Genomic DNA, 17,773 nt, shown 5'->3' with positions numbered 1-17,773 from the left:
TCCTCCGTATCCCAGGTCGATCCTCCGCACGTCGCCGTTACGCGGGGAAGCCCCCGGACGAGGTGTCCGGGGGCTTCCGTTTCCAGCGCGGTCCCTAGTTCAGCGCCACCTTGAGAATCCTGGTGTTGCTGTTGCCCGCCGTGGAGTCCTTGTCACCGTTGGAGGTGGTGACCCACAGCGAGCCGTCCGGCGCCGGCTCCGGAGTGCGCAGCCGGCCGTAGGTGCCCTGGAAGTGGGACGTGGCCGCGCCGAGCGACGAGCCGTTGATCGGGATCCGGTACAGCCGTTCGCCGCGCAGGGCGGCGAGGAACAGCACGTCGTTCACGATCGCGAGACCCGACGGGGAGGCGCTGCTCACCGAGAAGGTCTTCTTCGGCGCGATGGAGCCGCCACAGCTGCCCGAGGTGCCCTCGCAGGCGGGCCAGCCGTAGTTGCCGCCCTTCTGCAGCAGGTTGATCTCGTCCTGGCTGCCGTCGCCGAGCTCGGCCTGCCACATGCGGCCCTGCGAGTCCACGGCGAGGCCCTGGACGTTGCGGTGGCCGTAGGTCCAGACGTAGCGGGCGTTGCCGCCCTCGCCGAAGAACGGGTTGTCCGACGGCGCGGTGCCGTCCGGGTTGAGGCGCAGGACCTTGCCGCCGAACGACTGCTTGTTCTGCGCCAGCGGCTTGTTCTGGCCGTCGCCGGTGGCCGCGTACAGCTTGCCGTCGGCACCGAAGCGAAGGCGGCCGCCGTTGTGGAACTTGTTGCGCGGGATGCCGGTCAGCAGGGTCTGCCAGCCGGTGAGCGAGTTGCCCTCGATCTTCGCACGCACGATCCGGTTGTCGCTCGAAGACGTGTGGTAGACGTAGATCAGACCGTCCGCGGCGAACGTCGGCGACAGCTCGATGCCGAGCAGGCCGCCCTCGCCGCTGGTGCCGGAGACCCCGGGAACCTTGCCCAGGTTGGTCTTCTGGCCCGACGGGGTGATCTTCACGATGTCCTGCGCGTCGCGGCGCGAGTAGATGCCGGAGCCGTCGGGCAGGAACGCGAGGCCCCACGGCACGTCGTTGTCGGTCGCGATCTGCGTGACGGCACCGACCTGGTCACCGCCTGAGCGGGTCTTCACCGTCACCGCGTTCGAGGCGGCCGAAGCGTTGCCGACCGCGTCGAAAGCCTTGACCGTGAACGTGTACTCGGTGTTCGCGCTGCGGCCGCCGATCGTCGCGGACGTGCCGGTGGCGTCACCGACCTTCGTCGCTCCCGTGTAGACCTCGTAGCGGGTCACGCCGACGTTGTCCGTCGCCGGCTCCCACGCCAGCGACACCGAGTTCGCCGTCACGCCCGTCGACCGCAGGTTCTTCGGCGCGGTCGGCGGAATCGGGTCGTCCTGTGCGGGCGGGGTCTTGAACTCCGCCGTGTTGGACGCCTGCGACACGTTGCCCGCGGCGTCACGCGCGTTGACGTAGAAGCCGTAGTTCACGTTCGGCTTCAACCCGGTCATGACGGTCGTCAAAGCGTTGCCCGGCACCGTTTTCTGGAACTGGCCGAGGTTGTAGATGTCGTACGCGGTGACGGCGACGTTGTCCGTCGCGGCCTTCCACGTCAGCTTCGCCGAGCCGGACTTGATCTCCGACGCGACCAGGTCCGACGGCGGTGAGGGCGGCTCCGGGTCGACCGGGCCGGAGTTGCCGAAGACCTGTAACTCCTGCAGGGAGTAACCGTACGACGTGCCGGTGCGGCAACGCGTTGTGCCGTAGACACGGACATAACGGCCCCGCCCGGTGACCGTCAGGTCCTCGACACCGCCTAAGCCATCGGTGGTGCTGTGGACCGACGTCCAGGTCGAGTCGTTCTCGGAGGTCTCGACCCGGTACGCCTTGGCGCACGAGAGGTCCCACTGCAGCCGGACCCGGCTGATGTTCGCGGACGCGCCGAGATCGACGCGGATCCAGGCCGGATCGGTGTTCGACTTGCTCGCCCAGCGCGTGGCCGCGTTGCCGTCGAAGGCGTTCTTCGGCGCGTAGTTCGCACCGCCGGACGCCGACTCGGTCGCGGGTTTGCCTTGGGACAGCAGGACATCCGCCGCGGCTGCCCGGGGAGCCGCGGAGACGAGCGAGGTCACCGCCACTGCGAGCGCAGTGGCCAGGATGCCGGCTCTGGTGACCGGCAACCGCCGTGAACGGGGTGCCACAGGAACCTCCCACTTTCGTAAGGGACAGGTAGGTGCGGCGGCATTGCGTTCGACCCGGCGGCGGGTGTACGAGTGTTACAGAAAAACCGTAAACGTTTTCGAGCGCCAGGTCCAGAGTCAGTTAGGGAGCCACGAGATGCGCTGGACAAGGAAGTTACAGCTCGTCATCCCCACCCTGTTGATCGTCACGGCGTGTGGTGCGCCGGAGGTCCCGCAGGCGCAGAACGCACCCACGGCAGTCCCGGACAGGCCCGCGAAACCGGTCGAGCTCAACGTGCTCGACGTCGCCGGCAACCTGCAGCTCACCCAGGGCATGATCGACGAGTTCGTGAAGACCAACCCCGACTTCGTCAGCAAGGTCAACTACACCAAGGCGACGGCGCCCGACATGCCGGGCAAGCTCAAGGCCGAGCAGAACTCCGGCACCTCCCAGACCCATCTCGTGCTCACCGGTACGGACGGATTGTCGTCGGTGATCGAGCAGAAACTGGTCTACGAACTGCTCCCCGGATTTTCGGCGAAGCTGCCGGACCTGGAGAAGACCTACCTCCCGCCCGCGTGGGAGATGCAGAAGCTCGCCCAGGGCCAGGGTGTCGCGGTCACCTACTACCCCGCCGGCCCGCTGCTGGAGTACGACCCGGCGAAGGTGCCGAGTCCGCCGACGTCGCCTGCCGAGCTGCTGGAATGGGCCAAGGCGCACCCCGGCAAGTTCCAGTACGCGCGGCCCGCGAACTCCGGTCCCGGCAGGACGTTCCTCATGGGACTGCCGTACCTGCTCGGCGACTCCGACCCGAAGGACCCGGAGAAGGGCTGGGAGAAGACCTGGGCCTACCTCAAGGAGCTGGGCCAGTACGTCGAGAACTACCCCGGCGGCACGACCGACGTCATGAAGAACCTGGCGAACGGCACGTCGTGGATGGTCGCCTCCACCACCGGCTGGGACATCAACCCGCGCGTGCTCGGCTCGGTGCCGGAGGGAATGAAGATCTCGACGTTCAAGGGCTTCCACTGGGTCACCGACGCGCACTACGCGGTCGTCCCGAAGGGAGTGTCCGCCGACGTGCTGTCCGCGAACCTGGCACTCATCAAGTTCATGCTCGACCCCAAGCAGCAGGCCAAGGCCTACGACAAGGGCTACTTCTACCCCGGCCCCGCGGTCAAGGACGTCACGCTGAAGATGGCGCCGCAGGAGTCGCAGGACGCCATCGCGAAGTTCGGCCGCCCCGAGTACGACAAGCTGATCGAGGAGAACCCCAAGGAGACGTCGCTGCCCGCCGCGCAACAGGTGAAGGCCTTCCAGCGGTGGGACCGAGAGATCGGCAAGAAGTGAGCGGGCAGCAGCGGTTTGCCGAGCTGCACCTCGACCGCGTGCAGCGCGCGTTCGGGGACACCGTTGCCCTCAAGGGCATGGATCTGACGATCAAGGGCGGCGAGTTCGTCGCCCTGCTCGGGCCGTCGGGGTGCGGGAAGTCGACGGCGCTCAACTGCCTGGCCGGTCTGCTGCCGCTCACCGGTGGGCGGATCACCCTGGACGGCAAGCGCATCGACGACCTGCCGCCGGAGAAGCGCGGGTTCGGGATGGTGTTCCAGAACTACGCGCTGTTCCCGCACATGTCGGTGCGGCGCAACATCGGGTTCGGCCTGTCCATGCGCAGGACGCCCAAGGCCGAGCTGAACCGGCGCGTGGACGAGGCGGTCCGGCTCGTCCAGCTCGAAGAGCACCAGCACAAGTTCCCGGCGCAGCTTTCCGGCGGCCAGCAGCAACGCGTGGCGATCGCCCGCGCGATCGTGCTGGAGCCACCGCTGGTGCTGATGGACGAGCCGCTGTCCAATCTGGACGCGGCGCTGCGGCTGGAGATGCGCACCGAGATCCGCAGGCTGCACCAGTCGCTGGGACTCACGACCGTCTACGTCACGCACGACCAGGAGGAGGCGTTGGCCCTCGCCGACCGTCTCGTCGTGCTGCGGCTTGGCGAGGTGCAGCAGGTCGGTTCGCCGGAGGAGGTCTACGCGCATCCGGTGAACCGGTACGTCGCCGGGTTCATGGGCTATCGCAACATGATCCCGGTGACGGTGACCTCTCAGGACGGTGAGCGGACGACCGTACGGGCTGACGGCGTCGAACTCGTCGGCGTCAAACGGGAGGAGCTCACGGAGAAGGCCGTCGCGGCAGTCCGGCCCGAGGACTTCGCCGTCGTCACCGAGACCGGGGCCAACACGCTCGAAGCCACGGTCGAGATCGTCGAGTACCACGGCCGCGAGCAGGCGGTGCAGGCACGGCTGCGCAACGGCGGCCAACTCCACGTCCGCACCAGCTCGCGGCTGGCCTCCGGCGACACCATCAGGCTGAAGGTGCCCGTCGAACGTGTGCTGGTGTTCTCATGACCGCGGTCCTGTCGCCGCGCGACCGGAGATCACTGCAACGGGCCTCGCTCAAACACCGGCTCGCCGAGAAGGGCGTCGACCGCGTCCTGTGGCTGCTCGTGCCGGGCGCGGTGTTCGTGGCGCTGCTGTTCGTCTACCCGTTCCTGTACGGGCTGCAGCTGTCGTTCCAGCCCAAGGGCGGCGGCAACCCGTTCCAGAACTACGTCACGTTCTTCTCCGACCCCTACCTGGCCGACACCGTCTGGATCACCCTGCGGCTCGGCCTCCCGGCGGCGCTGTTCAACGTGCTCGCGTCCATCCCGATCGCGTTCCGGATGCGCGGCCGGTTCCGCGGCAAGCGAGCGCTCACCACGCTGCTGGTCATCCCGATCACGCTCGGCACCGTGCTGACCGCGGAAGGCCTGCTCGCGTTCTTCGGCCCCACGGGGTGGTTCAACCGCATCTGGATGGCGCTCGGCGCGGACGAACCGGCGAGGCTCACCCACAACTACTGGGGCGTGCTGTTCTCGCTGATCATCACCGGTTTCCCGTTCGCGTTCCTGCTCACGCTGTCGTACCTGTCGGGCATCGACCCGACGCTGGAACAGGCGGCGGCCACGCTGGGGGCCTCGAAACGGCAACGCTTCCGGACCATCACGATGCCTTTGCTCGCACCGGGCCTCGCGGTCACGTTCTGCCTGTCGTTCGTGCTCGCCTTCTCGGTGTTCCCGTCGGCGGTGATGGTCGGCAACCCCGCCGGTGAGACGCACGTGATGTCGATCGCCGCGTACGAGACGGCGTTGCGGGACAACGACTTCGCGATGGGCTCGGCGATCGCGATGCTGATGGCGCTGGTGATGCTGATCGTGATCGGCGTGGTGCTGATCTGGCGCACGACGCTCTACCGCGGCGCGACAGGAGGCAAAGGGTGAGCATCAAAGCGAGGCCGGTCGTCTGGCTGACCTGGGGCGCGCTGATCTTCTTCATGCTGAACCTCGTCGGCATCGTCGGCGCGGTCGTCACCAACTCGTTCGCGGAGTCCTGGTTCGGCACGTGGCTGCCGAACGGCTACACGGGCAAGTGGTACGGCGAGGCGTGGCGCGACTACCGGTTGCTGGACGTGCTGGTTGTAACGTTCCAAGTCGCGATCGCGGTCGTCGCCATCTCCGTCCTCATCGGAGTGCCGACGGCCTACGCGCTGGCCCGCCGCACCTTTCCCGGCAAGAAGCTGCTCAACGTGCTGTTCCTGCTGCCGATCCTGATGCCACCGATGACGTACGGCATCCCGCTCGCGACGGTGCTGTACAAGTTCGGGCTGGCGGGCACCATGTTCGGCGTGATCGCGGCGAACCTCGTGCCGGCCGTGCCGTTCGTCGTGCTGACGATGACGCCGTTCATCGAGCAGATCGACACGAAGATCGAGTCGGCGGCGCGGATGTGTGGCGCGAACACGGTCGCCATCTTCACCCGCGTGCTGGCTCCGTTGCTGGTCCCGGGCATTCTGGCGGCGTCGATCCTGGTGCTCGTGCGGACGGTGGGCATGTTCGAACTGACGTTCCTCACGGCGGGGCCGACCAGTCAGACCCTGGTCGTGTCGCTGTACGAGGCGATGTCGTCGGCGGGCATCCGGCCACAGCAGATGGTCGACTCGATGGCGGTGATCTACACCGGATCTATGCTGCTGCTCCTCGTGATCGCGCTGCGGTTCGTGAACCCGACCCAGCTCGTCACGAGACTCAAAGAACCGGCTTAGCGCCTGACCGGTCATGATTGTTTCAACCGGCAGTTGAGGGTGAGGTACCAGTGGCAGTCACCATCCGCGACGTGGCACGCAGGGCGCACGTATCGGTCGCCACCGTTTCGCGTGCGCTGACATCTCCCGAACTGGTCCGCCCGGAGACCAGATCACGGGTGCTGGCTGCCGCCTCCGACCTCGGCTACCAGCCCAACCGGGCGGCTCGGGGGCTGATCACGGGCAAGACCGGCAACATCGGCATCGTCGTGCCCGACCTCGACAACCCGTTCTTCACGGGCGTGCTCAAGGCCGTGCAGGCGCGGGCGATGCAGGCCGACTACGCGGTGTTCGTGGCGGACAGCGACGAGGACCCGGTGGCCGAGGCGAAGCTCGTGCACGCGATGGCCAAGCAGGTCGACGGCGTCGTGCTGTGTGCGCCCGGCCTCGAGGACTCGCAGGTCTACGAGGTGGCGGGGGCGACGTCGCTGGTGCTGCTCAACCGGCGGCTGCCGGGCGTGCCCGCCGCGCTGATGGACTCCGCGGGTGGCATGCACGCGATCATCGACCACCTCGTCGCATTGGGACACCGGCGGATCGCATACCTGAACGGGCCTCGCACGTCGTGGTCCAACCAGGAGCGTCGCCGGGGTCTCATGTCTGCGGTTGCCCAGCACGGCGTGGACCTGGTGGATCTCGGACCGTTCGCGCCGCGCTACGAAGGCGGTCTGCAGGCGGCCGATCTGGCCGTGGCGGCCGACACGACGGCGATCGTGGCCTACAACGACATCATGGCGCTGGGCGTGCTGGCGCGGCTGCGGGACCGCGGCATCTCGGTTCCCGGCGACGTGTCGGTGACGGGGTTCGACGACCTGACGTACGCGTCGCTGTGCTCGCCCGCGTTGACAACGGTGGCAATGCCGGTGGCGCAGGCAGGACGCACCGCGGTGAACCTGTTGCTGGACTGGCTGGACTCGGACAACACGGAGGTTCCGCAGATCGTGGCGGAGACGCAACTCATCGTGCGCGGCACGACCACGCCTCCCCGCAAGTAGCTGATGGGGGGAGCTTTCCCAAACCTGAGGTTGATGAAAGCTCCCCTCATCAAGAGACAAGGCGGCCCCGGCAGGGCGTCTGGGGGGAGTACGCCGTGAGCCGGGGCCGCGAAAGCGGCGGGCCCGAGGGGGGAGGGGGCCAAGTGCCGCTGGTGTTCCACTCTGCCCTGAGCGGACCGAATCCGCCAGGGTGGATGTACCTGTTTTTGGATTTCTCGTACGTACGGGTTACTCGTAGAGCCCTTCGTACAACCGAGAGTGAAGGCGGTGCACCACGTTGCGCTTGACCTTCAACGTCGGCGTGAGCTCGCCCTCCTCCTGGGACAGATCACGGCTGAGCAGCACGAACTTCTTCACCTGGGAAGCACTGGCGAAGTGCGAGTTCGCTTCGTCGACAACTCCCTGCACGAGCGTTCGCACGTCCGGGTGACCCACCAAAGATTCGATGTCGGACGGCAAGCCACGCGCGGTTGCCCACGGCACGATCTCGTCGGCGTCGAGTGTGAGTAGCGCCACACAGTAGGGTTTGCGGTCCCCGAACAGGACCGCGTGCGAGATCCAGCGGGACTGGCGCAGGACGTTCTCCACGTTGGCCGGCGCGATGTTCTTGCCGCCCGCGGTGATGATGATGTCCTTCTTGCGCCCCGTGATCGTGACGAAACCGTCCGCGTCGATCTCGCCGAGGTCGCCGGTGTGCAGCCAGCCGTCCTGGATCGTGGCAGCGGTCGCCTCGTCGTTGCGCCAATAGCCGGCGAAGACGTGCGGGCCGCGCATGAGCAGTTCGCCGTCCTCCGCAACGGACATCTCCAGGCCCGCCACGCCGGAAGCGCCGACGGAACCGAGTTTGAAGCTGTCCAAGGTGTTGATGGTGCCGACCGCGGTCGACTCCGTCATGCCGTAACCCTCCAGCACCGGAACCCCGGCCGCGTGGAAGAACTGCAGCACCTCGCGCGAAATCGGCGCGGCACCGGACAGCGCCTGCACGAGCTGTCCGCCGAACACCGCCCGCACCTTGGCGAACATCGCGTCGACCTGCTCGAACGCCGCGGCCATCTCCGGCGGAACCGGTTCGCCCACGGCACGCCTGCGCCGGACCTCCAGCCCCAGCGTCACCGCCTGCGCGAGCTGCTCCGGCGGCACGGCGGCGGTGACGAACGTGTAGATCTTCTCGAAGATGCGCGGCACCGAAGGCAGGAACGTCGGCCTGACCTCGGCGAGCTCCGGCACGATCGCCGTCATGTCGCCGCCGAAGTACGCCAGCGCGCCACCGCGGTACATAGTGCCGAACATGACGATCTGCGCGAAGACGTGCGCCAGCGGCAGGAACAGGTAGACGGTGCCGGTCATCGCGTCGATGCGCGCTTCTTCCGCGACACGGCACAACGCGACCCAGTTCGCGTTGGTGAGGACGCATCCCTTGGGCGGACCCGTTGTGCCCGAGGTGTAGATGATCAGTCCCGGGTCCTCCGGCCTGATCGCGGCACGGCGGGAGTCCAGCTCATCCGCGAGCGGCGAGGTGCGGCCGGTGTCCTGCAGCCCGGCGACGGTCGGGCGGTCACCGGCGGGCTCGATCGTGAAAACCGTTCGCAGCTCGGGAAGTTCCGCGCGGACGGCGTCGACCTTCGCGCACTGGGCCTCGTTCTCGGCCACCACCATCGACGCGCCGGAGTCGCCGACCACCCAGGCGATCTCCTCCGGCGCGCTCGACGGGTAGATCGGCACGACGATGCCGCCCGCCGCGAGCACCGCCAGCTCGACCGCCGTCCACTCAGGACGGGTGTTGGCGAGCACGCAGACCCGCTCGCCCGCCTTCAGTCCGGCGTGGACGAACCCGGATGCGAGGTCCAGCACCAGCTCGGAGACTTCGGCGTAGGTCTGCTGCCGCCACTCGCCGTCCTGCTTGAACCGCCACGCCACCGCGTCGCCGTACGCCTGCTCCGCGAGGAACGGCAGGTCGGCTATCCGGCGGACGGTCTGCACCGCGTTCGGCATCGTGACTCCGGCGGTCATGGCGGCTCCTGTGCGCGTCGGGGGCGGGTTTTCAGGCGGGAACGACCTGCACCCGGGTGCCGTTGAGGACGGCGGTGCCCGAGAGCGGGTCGATGCGGAGGTCGTCGGTGAGGAGGTTGACGTTCACGCCGGCGTGCTCGCGCGCGACCGAGAGCTGCGTGCCCGGCTGGTCGTGGCCCCAGCCGTGCGGCATCGACACGACGCCGGGCGCGATGTCGTCGGTGACCTCGACCAGCACCTCGACCTTGCCGACGCGCGAGGTGACCTGGGCGGTCGCGCCGTCGGTGAGGCCGAGGCGGCGGGCGTCGCCGGTGTTCACGAGGAGCGTGCACAACGGCTTGCCCTTCACCAGCGCGGGCACGTTGTGCATCCAGGAGTTGTTGGTGCGCAGGTGCCTGCGGCCGATCAGCACCATGTCGGTCTCGGGGTGCCGCAACGCCGTCAGCACGCGCGGCAGGTCGTCCATGATCGGCTGCGGGGTGAGCTCGACGCGGCCGGACGGCGTGCGCAGGATCTCCGGCAGTCGCGAGGTGAGCGGGCCGAGGTCGATGCCGTGCGGGTGGTCGAGCAACTGCCGCAGCGACACCCCGTACGGGCCGGTGCGGAGTTTCAGGTCCAGCAGGCGTTCCTCGCGCGTCTCACCTTCCGGTTCGAAGTCGGCGCCCAGCTTCTGCTTGAGATCCGCGAGCTGGAACGCCGCCAGTGCGTCGAGATCGGCGGACGGGCCCAGGCCGCTGAAGATCGTGACGAGCCGGAAGAAGATGTCCGTCTCGTCGACCCGGCCTTCCTCCAGTGGAATCGCCGCGCGCGAGTACTTCACGACGTTGCGCACGGAGTTGTTGAGGAACGCGATGTCGTAGTGGTCGCGGCGGGACGGCGGCGGCGTCGGCAGGATGACGTCCGCGTGCCGGGTCGTCTCGTTGAGGTACGGGTCGACGCTGACCATGAAGTCCAGCCCGGCCAGCGCCTCGTTCACGCGAGCGGAGTTCGGCAGCGACAGCGCGGGGTTGCCGCCGATCGTGAACAGCGCCCGGACCTGGCCCTCGCCGGGCGTTTCGATCTCGTCGGCCATCGTGACGGCGGGGAACTCCCCCATCACCTCGGGGTGTCCCTTGACGCGGCTGTGCCAGCGGCCGATGCCGAACCCCTTGCCGCGACCCGGTCCGCGCCTGCTGTGCGCGGGCAGCGGCCACATCACGCCGCCGGGCCGGTCGAGGTTGCCGGTGAGGATGTTGAGCGTGTCGACCGCCCACGACGCGACCGTGCCGAACTCCACGGTCGTCGTGCCGATGCGGCCGTACACCGCGGCACGTTCCGCTCCGGCCAGCTGCCTCGCCAGCGCACGGATCGTGGCAGCGTCGACACCGGTGCGTGCGGCGACGGCGTCCGGGGAGAAGGGTTCCACGTGCGAGCGGATCGCCGTGTGGTCGGTGACGTGCCCGGCGAGGTCCTTGAGGTTCACCAGGTCCTGCGCGAACAGCTCGTGGATCAACGCCAGCAGCAGGAACACGTCCGTGCCCGGCCTGATCACGACGTGCTGGTCGGCGGCCTGAGCGGTGCGGCTGCGGCGCGGGTCGACGACCACGAACCGGCCACCGCGCTTCTGCAGCTCCTTGAACCGGCCCGGCGCGTCCGGGACCGTCCACAGGCTGCCGTTGGACGAGAACGGGTCCGCGCCCAGCACCAGCATGAAGTCGGTGCGGTCGATGTCGGGCACCGGGATCGAGAAGATGCTGCCGTACATGTGGCCGACCTGGACGTGCTTGGGCATCTGGTCGACGGTGCTCGCGGTGAAGACGTTGCGGCTGCCCAGCGCCTTGCGCAGCGGTCCCGCGTAGAGACCGCCGGCGAGCGAGTGGACGACCGGGTTGCCCAGGTACATCGCGATCGAGTTGCGGTCGGGGAAGTCCTTGAGCCGCTCGTCGATGTACCGGAAGGCCTCGTCCCAGCTCACCTCCCGGAACTCGCCGTCGCGCTTGATCAGCGGCGCGCTCAGCCGGTCCGGGTCCGAGTCGAGCGTGCCGAGCGAGGCGCCCTTGGGGCAGATGAAGCCCCTGCTGAAGTCGTCCTCGCGGTCGCCGCGCACCTTGGTGATGCGGTCACCCTCGACCGTCAGCTCCAGCCCGCACGTCGCCTCGCAGAGCGGGCAGGTCGTGAATACGGTCCTCATGAGTCCCCTAATTCCGGCTTCCTAACGGGTACTAGTCGCCTGCCACTGGGCGCAATCGCCCAGCCGAGGTCAACCCGAACAGCTCACTGACAGCCCTCGCGATCATGTCCGGTCTTTCCAGCGTGTGCTCGAAACGGAACCCGATGACCGCCTGCGATCCGCCGAGCAGACCGGTCAGCCTGACGGATTCGTCCTGGTCAGCGCCGTAGCAGACGATCCGGCCGAACGGCGCGAGCGCGTCCAGCGAGGCCTTCAGCGTGCCTCCTGGATCGAGTACGACATCGACCTGTTTGCCCTCGTTCGCCGCGATCAAACGCTCCGCCAGGCCGTCACGGCCCGACTCGACGGCGATGTCGGCACCGAGCTTCACGGCCCGGCGCCGGCGGGACTGGCTGGATTCGGTGGCGATCACCCGTCCCGCCGCGAAACTGCGGGCGAGCTGGACGGCGATCGCGCCCACCTCGCTCGCGGCGTCGTGCACGACGATCGACTCGTCCGGCCTGAGGTGCGCGCACGTGCGCAGGAGATGCCAGGCCGTGGTGCCCGCTCTGGCGAGGGTGAGTGCCTGGTCGTCGGTGACGCCCGCGGAAACCGGGAGGCGGAGGCGGCCGGCGACCACCACCACGCGGCGTCCGCCGTCCTCGACCCGGATCTCGTCGGCCGCCTCGGCTGTGCGCATACAGCCCATCTCACGTTCTGCGGGCGCCGGGTTGTAGTGCGGCTTCCACGACAACTAAGAATCAGTGCTGCTCAGCGACCTGCAATGGACGAAGGCGAGCGAAGCACTCGTCGAGGCTGATGTCCTGGAAGGCCGCACGGCGCGCCGGGCCGCGTCGAGTGCCTGCAGTCCGGTGATCACCGCGTCAGTCTCCGTGAGGACCTGCGGAGTGAGTCCGAGTGGGTACGCCCTGTTGCGAGGTATGGCGGACGCGTGCGCACCGGTGCAGCATGTGCCGGTGAACGCCGCAATGCGCACCACCACGACGATCCTCGCGGTAGCGGTCGCCTACTACGCGACGGCGAAGGTGGGACTGGTCCTGGCACTGGTCAAGGGCCAGGTCACTCCACTGTGGCTACCCACGGGGATCTCCGTGGCGGCGCTGCTGATGTCGGGCCGCAAGATCTGGCCGGGCATCGCCCTCGGCGCGTTGACCGCCAACATCGAGCTCGGTGCGGGCCTCGGCGCGGTCGTGGTGATCACCATCGGCAACACGGCCGCCCCGCTGGTCGCCTGGTACCTCCTGACGCGCTACGGGTTCCGGACGCAGCTCGACCGTTTGAAGGACGCGTTGCTGCTCGTGTTCGCGGGTGCGCTGGGCGCGATGCTGATCAGCTCGGTGATCGGCACGACGGCGTTGACGCTCAACGGCGTGATCCCGTGGCAGGAGATCCCGGCTGTGCTGTCGGTGTGGTGGACCGGGGACGCGATGGGCGTCCTGGTGTTCACGCCGCTGCTGCTCACGCTCACCCGGCACTGGCACGCCCCGCCACGCCGGGTCGCGGAGGCCGCCGCGTTGCTGGTCGTCACCGCCGTCCTCGCGTCGTTCGTGACCATGTCGGAGGCACGACTGCTGTTCCTGGTGTTCCCGATGCTGATCTGGGCGGCTCTGCGGTTCCAGCACGCGATCGCCGCCCCGTGTGCCGCGATCATCTCCGTGGCCGCCGTGATGTCCGCGGCCGGTGGTCTGTTCGTCCAGGGCGACCTGCTGGCCACGATGATCGTGCTGCAGGCGTACAACGGCTCGGTGGCGCTGACCGGGCTGATCCTGAGCGCCGTCACGAGTGAGCGCAACCAGGCCCGCGAGACGATCGAGCGGGCGTGCCTGCAGCTGGCCGAGACCGTCGCGAACTACCAGGAAGAGGGTGTGCGGAAACGGCTCGGGCGGGTCGTGCCGCCTGCCTAGTGGCGTGACCGGCAGCCTTTGCCGCGAGGCGCCCTGCTGAGCGTCGAAGACGCGGTGAAGGTTGCCGGTCACGGCACTAGCGCTGTTGCATGGCGTCCAGTACGCGGGCCAGCTCCAGCCGCGAGGACACGTGCAGTTTGGCGTAGATCCGCGACAGGTACACCTCGATCGTCCGCGGGCTGTAGTGCAGGGCGGCAGCGATGTCCCGGTTGCGCATCCCCTGCTGCACCAGGCGGGCCACGTTCTCCTCGGCCTCGGTCAGCAGGCCGGGCGCCTTCGAGCGAGCCCTCGGCACTTTGGCGCCCAGCGTGCGCAAACGGTTGCCTGCCTGCCGCCGCAGCCCGTGCGCGCCGAGACGCTGGAACGCCGTGTAGGCCTCGAGGAGCGTGGGGACCTCGTCGGAGGAGACCTCGCCCAGAGCCAGCTGGGCACGAGCCTTCTCGAACTCCAGGCCACCCAGCGCGGCCTCGGACACCGCCTCGCGCAGCAGGTCCGCGTCCTGCCGCACCACCCCGGTCACCCGCCGGATCGTGGTGCGCGACCACGGCGACACCCGCGTCGAGGACACCGCGGACAGCCGGTCCAACGCCTCCAGAGCGGCTTCGGTGCGGCCTCGTTCCAGGTCCAGCTCGATCATCCGCGCCACCAGGACGCAGGAGTAGGCGGCTTCCAGGCGTGTGCCGATGGCGTCGGCGAGCAACGCGTACGCGGAGTCGACTTCGCCGCGCGCGATCAGGTACTCGGCGAGGGCGGCGGCGTGCAGCTTCGAGATGTTCACCGACTGCGGCGCGGGCAGCGAGGCCAGCCGGGCGGCGACGTCCAGCTCGCCGCGCCACGTGCGGATGGAGAGCTCGACGGCCTGCAGGACGCCGAGAGCTTGGTCGGCCTGGGCGGCTTCGACGTCGGGGAGCCAGCGGCCGATGCCGTCCAGGGCGGCGTCCCAGCGACCGCCCAGCCAGTCCAGCGCGACCCGTGAGGCGGCGCGTTCGGCGCGGAAGCCGTGGGAGCCGACCTGGTCGACCAGCTCCTCGGCGCGCCGCACCCGCCAGGAGGCGTCGTGGGCCAGGCCCGCCAGCGCGGTGATGGACGCGCAGACGGACAGGGCCTGCAGCTCGAGCATCGGCTGGCCGTCGCTGCACGACAGGGCGCGGTTGGCGTGCTCGACGGTGCGGTCGTGCTGGAAGAGCAGCGAGGACAGCATGGCCAGGTGCTCGAAGACGATCACGCCTTCGGCCGGTGAGCTGATGGGGAGTGCCTCGATGCGGTCGAGTTCGGAGATCGCGTCGTCGTGGCGGTTGTTGTAGACGAGGAGCACGGCGCGTTGGGCTTCCAGGGAAGCGGGGACTGGACCGCGCGCCACTTCGTCATCGGCCAGTGCCATGGCTTCTGCCGTGCGGCCGACGGAGAAGAGCGACGCGATGACGGCGGTGGCGACGCGCGTGCGTTCCTGGCCCGGCGCCAGGGATTCGAGGGCGGCCAGTCCGGGGTCGATCGCCAGCGCGGGACGTGACGCCCTGGCGAGCACGCGGCACTGCAACGCCAGCAGGTCCGAGCGCTCGGGAGCGTTGCGCGGCAACAGTTGCAGGGCTCTGGCGCACAGGGCGGCGGCGGTCTCGGGTGCGGTCGCGCGGGCGACGGAGGCGGCTTCGGCCAGCACGGTGACGGCCACGCGGTCGCCCGGCGCGGCGGACTCGGCCAGGTGCCAGGCGAGTTGCAGGAGGTCGACCGGGAGGCCCTGGGAGCGGTCTTCCAGCAGCCGTGCGGAGATCAGGGAGTGGAGGTGACGACGCTGAGCCGGGCCCACCTCGTGGTACAGGGCTTCGCCCACGAGAGCGTGGGAGAAGCGGTAGCCGCGGTCGTCGTCGTGCACGACGATGTGCGCGCGCAGGAGATCGTCGAACGCGGACACGACCGTCGACTCCGGCAGCGAGGCGACGCGGGCCAGCAGTGAGATCTGGTCCAGCCGCACACGCCGGAAGACGGCCACCGCACGGGCCACCAGCCGCGTGTCGTTCTCCAGAGGTGCCACGCGCCTGAGCACGGCCTCGCGGCGGGTCAGCCTGATCGCGTCGGGAGGCACCGCCAGGCGGGCCCGGTTGTTGTCGACCGTCACCAGGTCGAGCTCTCGCAGCGAGCGGGCGATCTCGGTGACGAAGAACGGGTTGCCGTCGGATCGTTGCTGGACTTCGCGGGCGAGGGCGTCGTCCACCGGCGTCTGCAGGACGGATTCGACGATGCGGGCCACGTCGGCGCCGGACAACGGCGCCAGGTCGATGCGCACGACCTCGGCGTGCTGTTCCACGCGGTCCAGCAGGCTCTCCACGCCGGGTTCGCTGGTGTGCGAACGGCTCGCGGTGACGAGCACCAGCGGAGCCGCCGAGACCCGGCGCAGCACCAGCGTCAGCAGGGCCAGGGAGTCGTCGTCGACGTGGTCGAGGTCGTCGATCAGCAACGCCGCGGGCCGCGTCGCGGTGAGTTCGGTGAGCAGGCGCACCACCCGGTCGCAGGCCCGGCCGAACCAGGCGCCGGAGTCCTCGGTCACCGAGATCTCCAGTGCGGCCAAGGCATCCGCGCGGAGCTTGTCGAGCGGCACGGGAACGGCGAGGGAACGGATCAGCGCCACCACCGCGCCGTACGGGATGCGCTTGCCGAGCACGTCGGACGCCGAGGCGAGCACACCGGCGTGCCGTTCGTGCAGCCGGCGGGCGATCTCCGCGAGCAGGGAGGTCTTGCCGATCCCCGGCTCGCCGCTGACCTGGACCACGACGAGACCGGTCGCGGGTGCGGCGTCCACGCGGTCCAGCACGGCGCGCAGTTCGGGTTCCCTCCCCCGAAGTTCGGTTCTCCGGGTCCCGGCGTGGAGCGGAGTGTCGGCGATGACGGCCTCCCGGCGAGCTTCGGCGGAGCAGCGCCTGAGTCTTCCATGTGGGTGGCTCGGCTCGGCAAGGGCCGCTTTCCGTGCGCGATCAGTCACTCTAAGTAGGATTGATTGGTCCGGTTGAGGCCAGACGCGTTAGCCGCTGAGTGTTCCCTACTGATCCGTGGTGCCTCTCAGTGATGCCCTTGGGGACAACCGCCGCTCCCCCAGAGGAGGATCGATGTCGATCCAGGGAACATGCGCCCCGCAGTTCGCCGAGGTGCGCGCCGAGTTCGAACGCAACTTCGCCGAACGCGGCGAGGTGGGCGCGTCCGTGCACGTGACCCTCGACGGCGCGCCCGTCGTCGACCTCTGGGGCGGTGTCGCCGACCCCATCACCGGCCGGCTCTGGTCGGAGGACACCATCGTCCACGTGTGGTCGTGCACGAAGGCCGCGACCGCGCTGTGCGCCCACGTGCTCGCCTCCCGCGGCGCACTCGACCTCAACGCGCCGGTCACCCGCTACTGGCCCGAGTACGGCGCCGAGGGCAAGGACACGACGCTCGTCCGGCACGTGCTGAGCCACCAGGCGGGCCTGCCCGCGCTCACCGAGTGGCTGCCCGGCGGCGCCTTCTACGACCGGGACCTGGTCACCGTCAAGCTCGCCGCCCAGAAACCCCTGTGGGAGCCGGGCACCAAGCACGGCTACCACGGCCTCACGTTCGGGTTCCTCGTCGGCGAGATCGTCCGCCGCGTCACGGGCCTGTCGCTGGGCCAGTTCTTCGAGAAGGAGGTGTCCGGACCGCTCGGCCTCGACTTCTGGATGGGCCTGCCGGAGGACCTCGAACCCCATGTCGCGCACACGATCCCGGTCGACCCGACGCAGCCGGGCATCCTGCTGCCGTCGCTGTTCATCACCGCTCTGACGCAACCCGAGTCCGTCCCCGGCCTGATGCTGCTCAACAACGGCGGCTACATGGCGCCGGGTGAGTCCGACTCCCGCGCCGCGCACGCGGCGGAGATGGGCGCGATCGGCGGCATCTCCAACGCCCGCGGGCTCGCCGGCCTGTACCGGCCGTTGGCGCTGGGCGGGGAGTACAACGGCGTGCGGCTCGTCGAGCCGGAGCAGATCCCGCAGATGTCGAACGTCGCCGCGGCGGGGCTCGACGCCGTCGTCGGGGTGCCGTCGCGGTTCGGGCTCGGGTTCCAGAAGGCCACGGACAACGCCCACCTGCCGCCGAACGACCGCGAGGGGCTGCTCGTCAGCGAGGAGGCGTTCGGGCACAACGGGATGGGCGGCTCGCTCGGGTTCGCCGACCCTCGGGCGCGGGTCTCGTTCGGGTACGCGATGAACCGGCAGGGGCCCGGGCTCGGAGCGAACGAGCGCGGGCAGTCGCTGGTGGACGCGGTGTACCGGGCGCTGGGGTACCGGCGAACCGGTGGCGGCACCTGGTTCGCCTGAGAACGCGCTGACGCAGGGGTCCCCTCGAGCTGGGAACCCCTGCGTTTCA

General features: G+C 69.1%; 12 protein-coding genes. 7 read left to right on the top strand and 5 right to left on the bottom strand.

The window, feature by feature from the left end:
• Positions 1-94: 94 nt before the first annotated feature.
• Positions 95-2,170 (bottom strand): PQQ-dependent sugar dehydrogenase, encoded by a 2,076-nt coding sequence (locus tag C8D87_RS19445; RefSeq protein ID WP_233442202.1) that lies wholly within the window; start codon positions 2,168-2,170, stop codon positions 95-97.
• 136 nt (positions 2,171-2,306) lie between these two features.
• Between C8D87_RS19445 and C8D87_RS19440 the strand changes: the two genes are divergently transcribed.
• From C8D87_RS19440 to C8D87_RS19420, 5 genes are read left to right on the top strand one after another with little or no spacing between them, the layout of a single operon-like run.
• On the top strand, positions 2,307-3,500 hold the full coding sequence (locus C8D87_RS19440; RefSeq protein ID WP_112227825.1) for an extracellular solute-binding protein: 1,194 nt from the start codon (positions 2,307-2,309) through the stop codon (positions 3,498-3,500).
• Positions 3,497-4,555 (top strand): ABC transporter ATP-binding protein, encoded by a 1,059-nt coding sequence (locus C8D87_RS19435; RefSeq protein ID WP_233442201.1) that lies wholly within the window; start codon positions 3,497-3,499, stop codon positions 4,553-4,555. The genes C8D87_RS19440 and C8D87_RS19435 overlap by 4 nt, the downstream gene beginning before the upstream one ends.
• The gene (locus C8D87_RS19430; protein WP_109637227.1) at positions 4,552-5,466 is read left to right on the top strand and encodes an ABC transporter permease; all 915 of its coding nucleotides are present in this window, start codon (positions 4,552-4,554) and stop codon (positions 5,464-5,466) included. Before C8D87_RS19435 ends, C8D87_RS19430 begins: the two co-directional genes overlap by 4 nt.
• 53 nt (positions 5,467-5,519) lie before the next feature.
• Positions 5,520-6,287, top strand: a complete 768-nt coding sequence (locus C8D87_RS19425; protein ID WP_112228239.1) for an ABC transporter permease — start codon at positions 5,520-5,522, stop codon at positions 6,285-6,287.
• Between the two features lie 50 nt (positions 6,288-6,337).
• Entirely contained in the window at positions 6,338-7,321 is a 984-nt protein-coding gene (locus tag C8D87_RS19420; RefSeq protein WP_112227824.1) for a LacI family DNA-binding transcriptional regulator, read from the top strand.
• 228 nt (positions 7,322-7,549) lie between these two features.
• On the opposite strand, the gene C8D87_RS19415 is transcribed toward C8D87_RS19420, so the two are convergent.
• The 3 genes from C8D87_RS19415 to C8D87_RS19405 are packed head-to-tail and all read right to left on the bottom strand — an operon-like array spanning position 7,550 to position 12,180.
• On the bottom strand, positions 7,550-9,331 hold the full coding sequence (locus tag C8D87_RS19415) for an AMP-dependent synthetase/ligase (RefSeq protein ID WP_215732395.1): 1,782 nt from the start codon (positions 9,329-9,331) through the stop codon (positions 7,550-7,552).
• A 31-nt stretch (positions 9,332-9,362) separates the two neighbouring features.
• Positions 9,363-11,501 carry a molybdopterin oxidoreductase family protein gene (locus C8D87_RS19410; RefSeq protein ID WP_112227823.1) on the bottom strand — a complete coding sequence of 713 codons (2,139 nt, stop codon included), beginning with the start codon at positions 11,499-11,501 and terminating at the stop codon, positions 9,363-9,365.
• Between the two features lie 31 nt (positions 11,502-11,532).
• The gene (locus C8D87_RS19405; RefSeq protein ID WP_170154971.1) at positions 11,533-12,180 is read right to left on the bottom strand and encodes a quinone oxidoreductase family protein; all 648 of its coding nucleotides are present in this window, start codon (positions 12,178-12,180) and stop codon (positions 11,533-11,535) included.
• A gap of 277 nt (positions 12,181-12,457) precedes the next feature.
• On the opposite strand from C8D87_RS19405, the gene C8D87_RS19400 reads away from it, so the two are divergent.
• Entirely contained in the window at positions 12,458-13,405 is a 948-nt protein-coding gene (locus C8D87_RS19400; protein WP_215732394.1) for an MASE1 domain-containing protein, read from the top strand.
• A gap of 76 nt (positions 13,406-13,481) precedes the next feature.
• On the opposite strand, the gene C8D87_RS19395 is transcribed toward C8D87_RS19400, so the two are convergent.
• Positions 13,482-16,379, bottom strand: a complete 2,898-nt coding sequence (locus C8D87_RS19395; protein WP_112227821.1) for a helix-turn-helix transcriptional regulator — start codon at positions 16,377-16,379, stop codon at positions 13,482-13,484.
• Positions 16,380-16,503: 124 nt separating this feature from the next.
• Here C8D87_RS19395 and C8D87_RS19390 point away from each other — a divergent pair, with 124 nt between their 5' ends.
• Positions 16,504-17,724, top strand: coding sequence for a serine hydrolase domain-containing protein (locus C8D87_RS19390; RefSeq protein ID WP_112227820.1), 1,221 nt, complete (start codon positions 16,504-16,506; stop codon positions 17,722-17,724).
• Positions 17,725-17,773 lie beyond the last annotated feature (49 nt).

It is taken from the genome of Lentzea atacamensis, from assembly GCF_003269295.1.
Lineage (GTDB): Bacteria > Actinomycetota > Actinomycetes > Mycobacteriales > Pseudonocardiaceae > Lentzea > Lentzea atacamensis.
The sequence above is the reverse complement of the archived record's forward strand: the minus strand, read 5'-3'. Positions and strand labels throughout refer to the sequence as shown.

Coding starts and splice junctions, on each gene's coding strand:
- C8D87_RS19440 (WP_112227825.1), top strand. CDS start 2,307: ATGCGCTGGACAAGGAAGTTACAGCTCGTCATCCCCACCCTGTTGATC.
- C8D87_RS19430 (WP_109637227.1), top strand. CDS start 4,552: ATGACCGCGGTCCTGTCGCCGCGCGACCGGAGATCACTGCAACGGGCC.
- C8D87_RS19425 (WP_112228239.1), top strand. CDS start 5,520: ATGCTGAACCTCGTCGGCATCGTCGGCGCGGTCGTCACCAACTCGTTC.
- C8D87_RS19415 (WP_215732395.1), bottom strand. CDS start 9,331: ATGACCGCCGGAGTCACGATGCCGAACGCGGTGCAGACCGTCCGCCGG.
- C8D87_RS19410 (WP_112227823.1), bottom strand. CDS start 11,501: ATGAGGACCGTATTCACGACCTGCCCGCTCTGCGAGGCGACGTGCGGG.
- C8D87_RS19405 (WP_170154971.1), bottom strand. CDS start 12,180: ATGCGCACAGCCGAGGCGGCCGACGAGATCCGGGTCGAGGACGGCGGA.
- C8D87_RS19390 (WP_112227820.1), top strand. CDS start 16,504: ATGTCGATCCAGGGAACATGCGCCCCGCAGTTCGCCGAGGTGCGCGCC.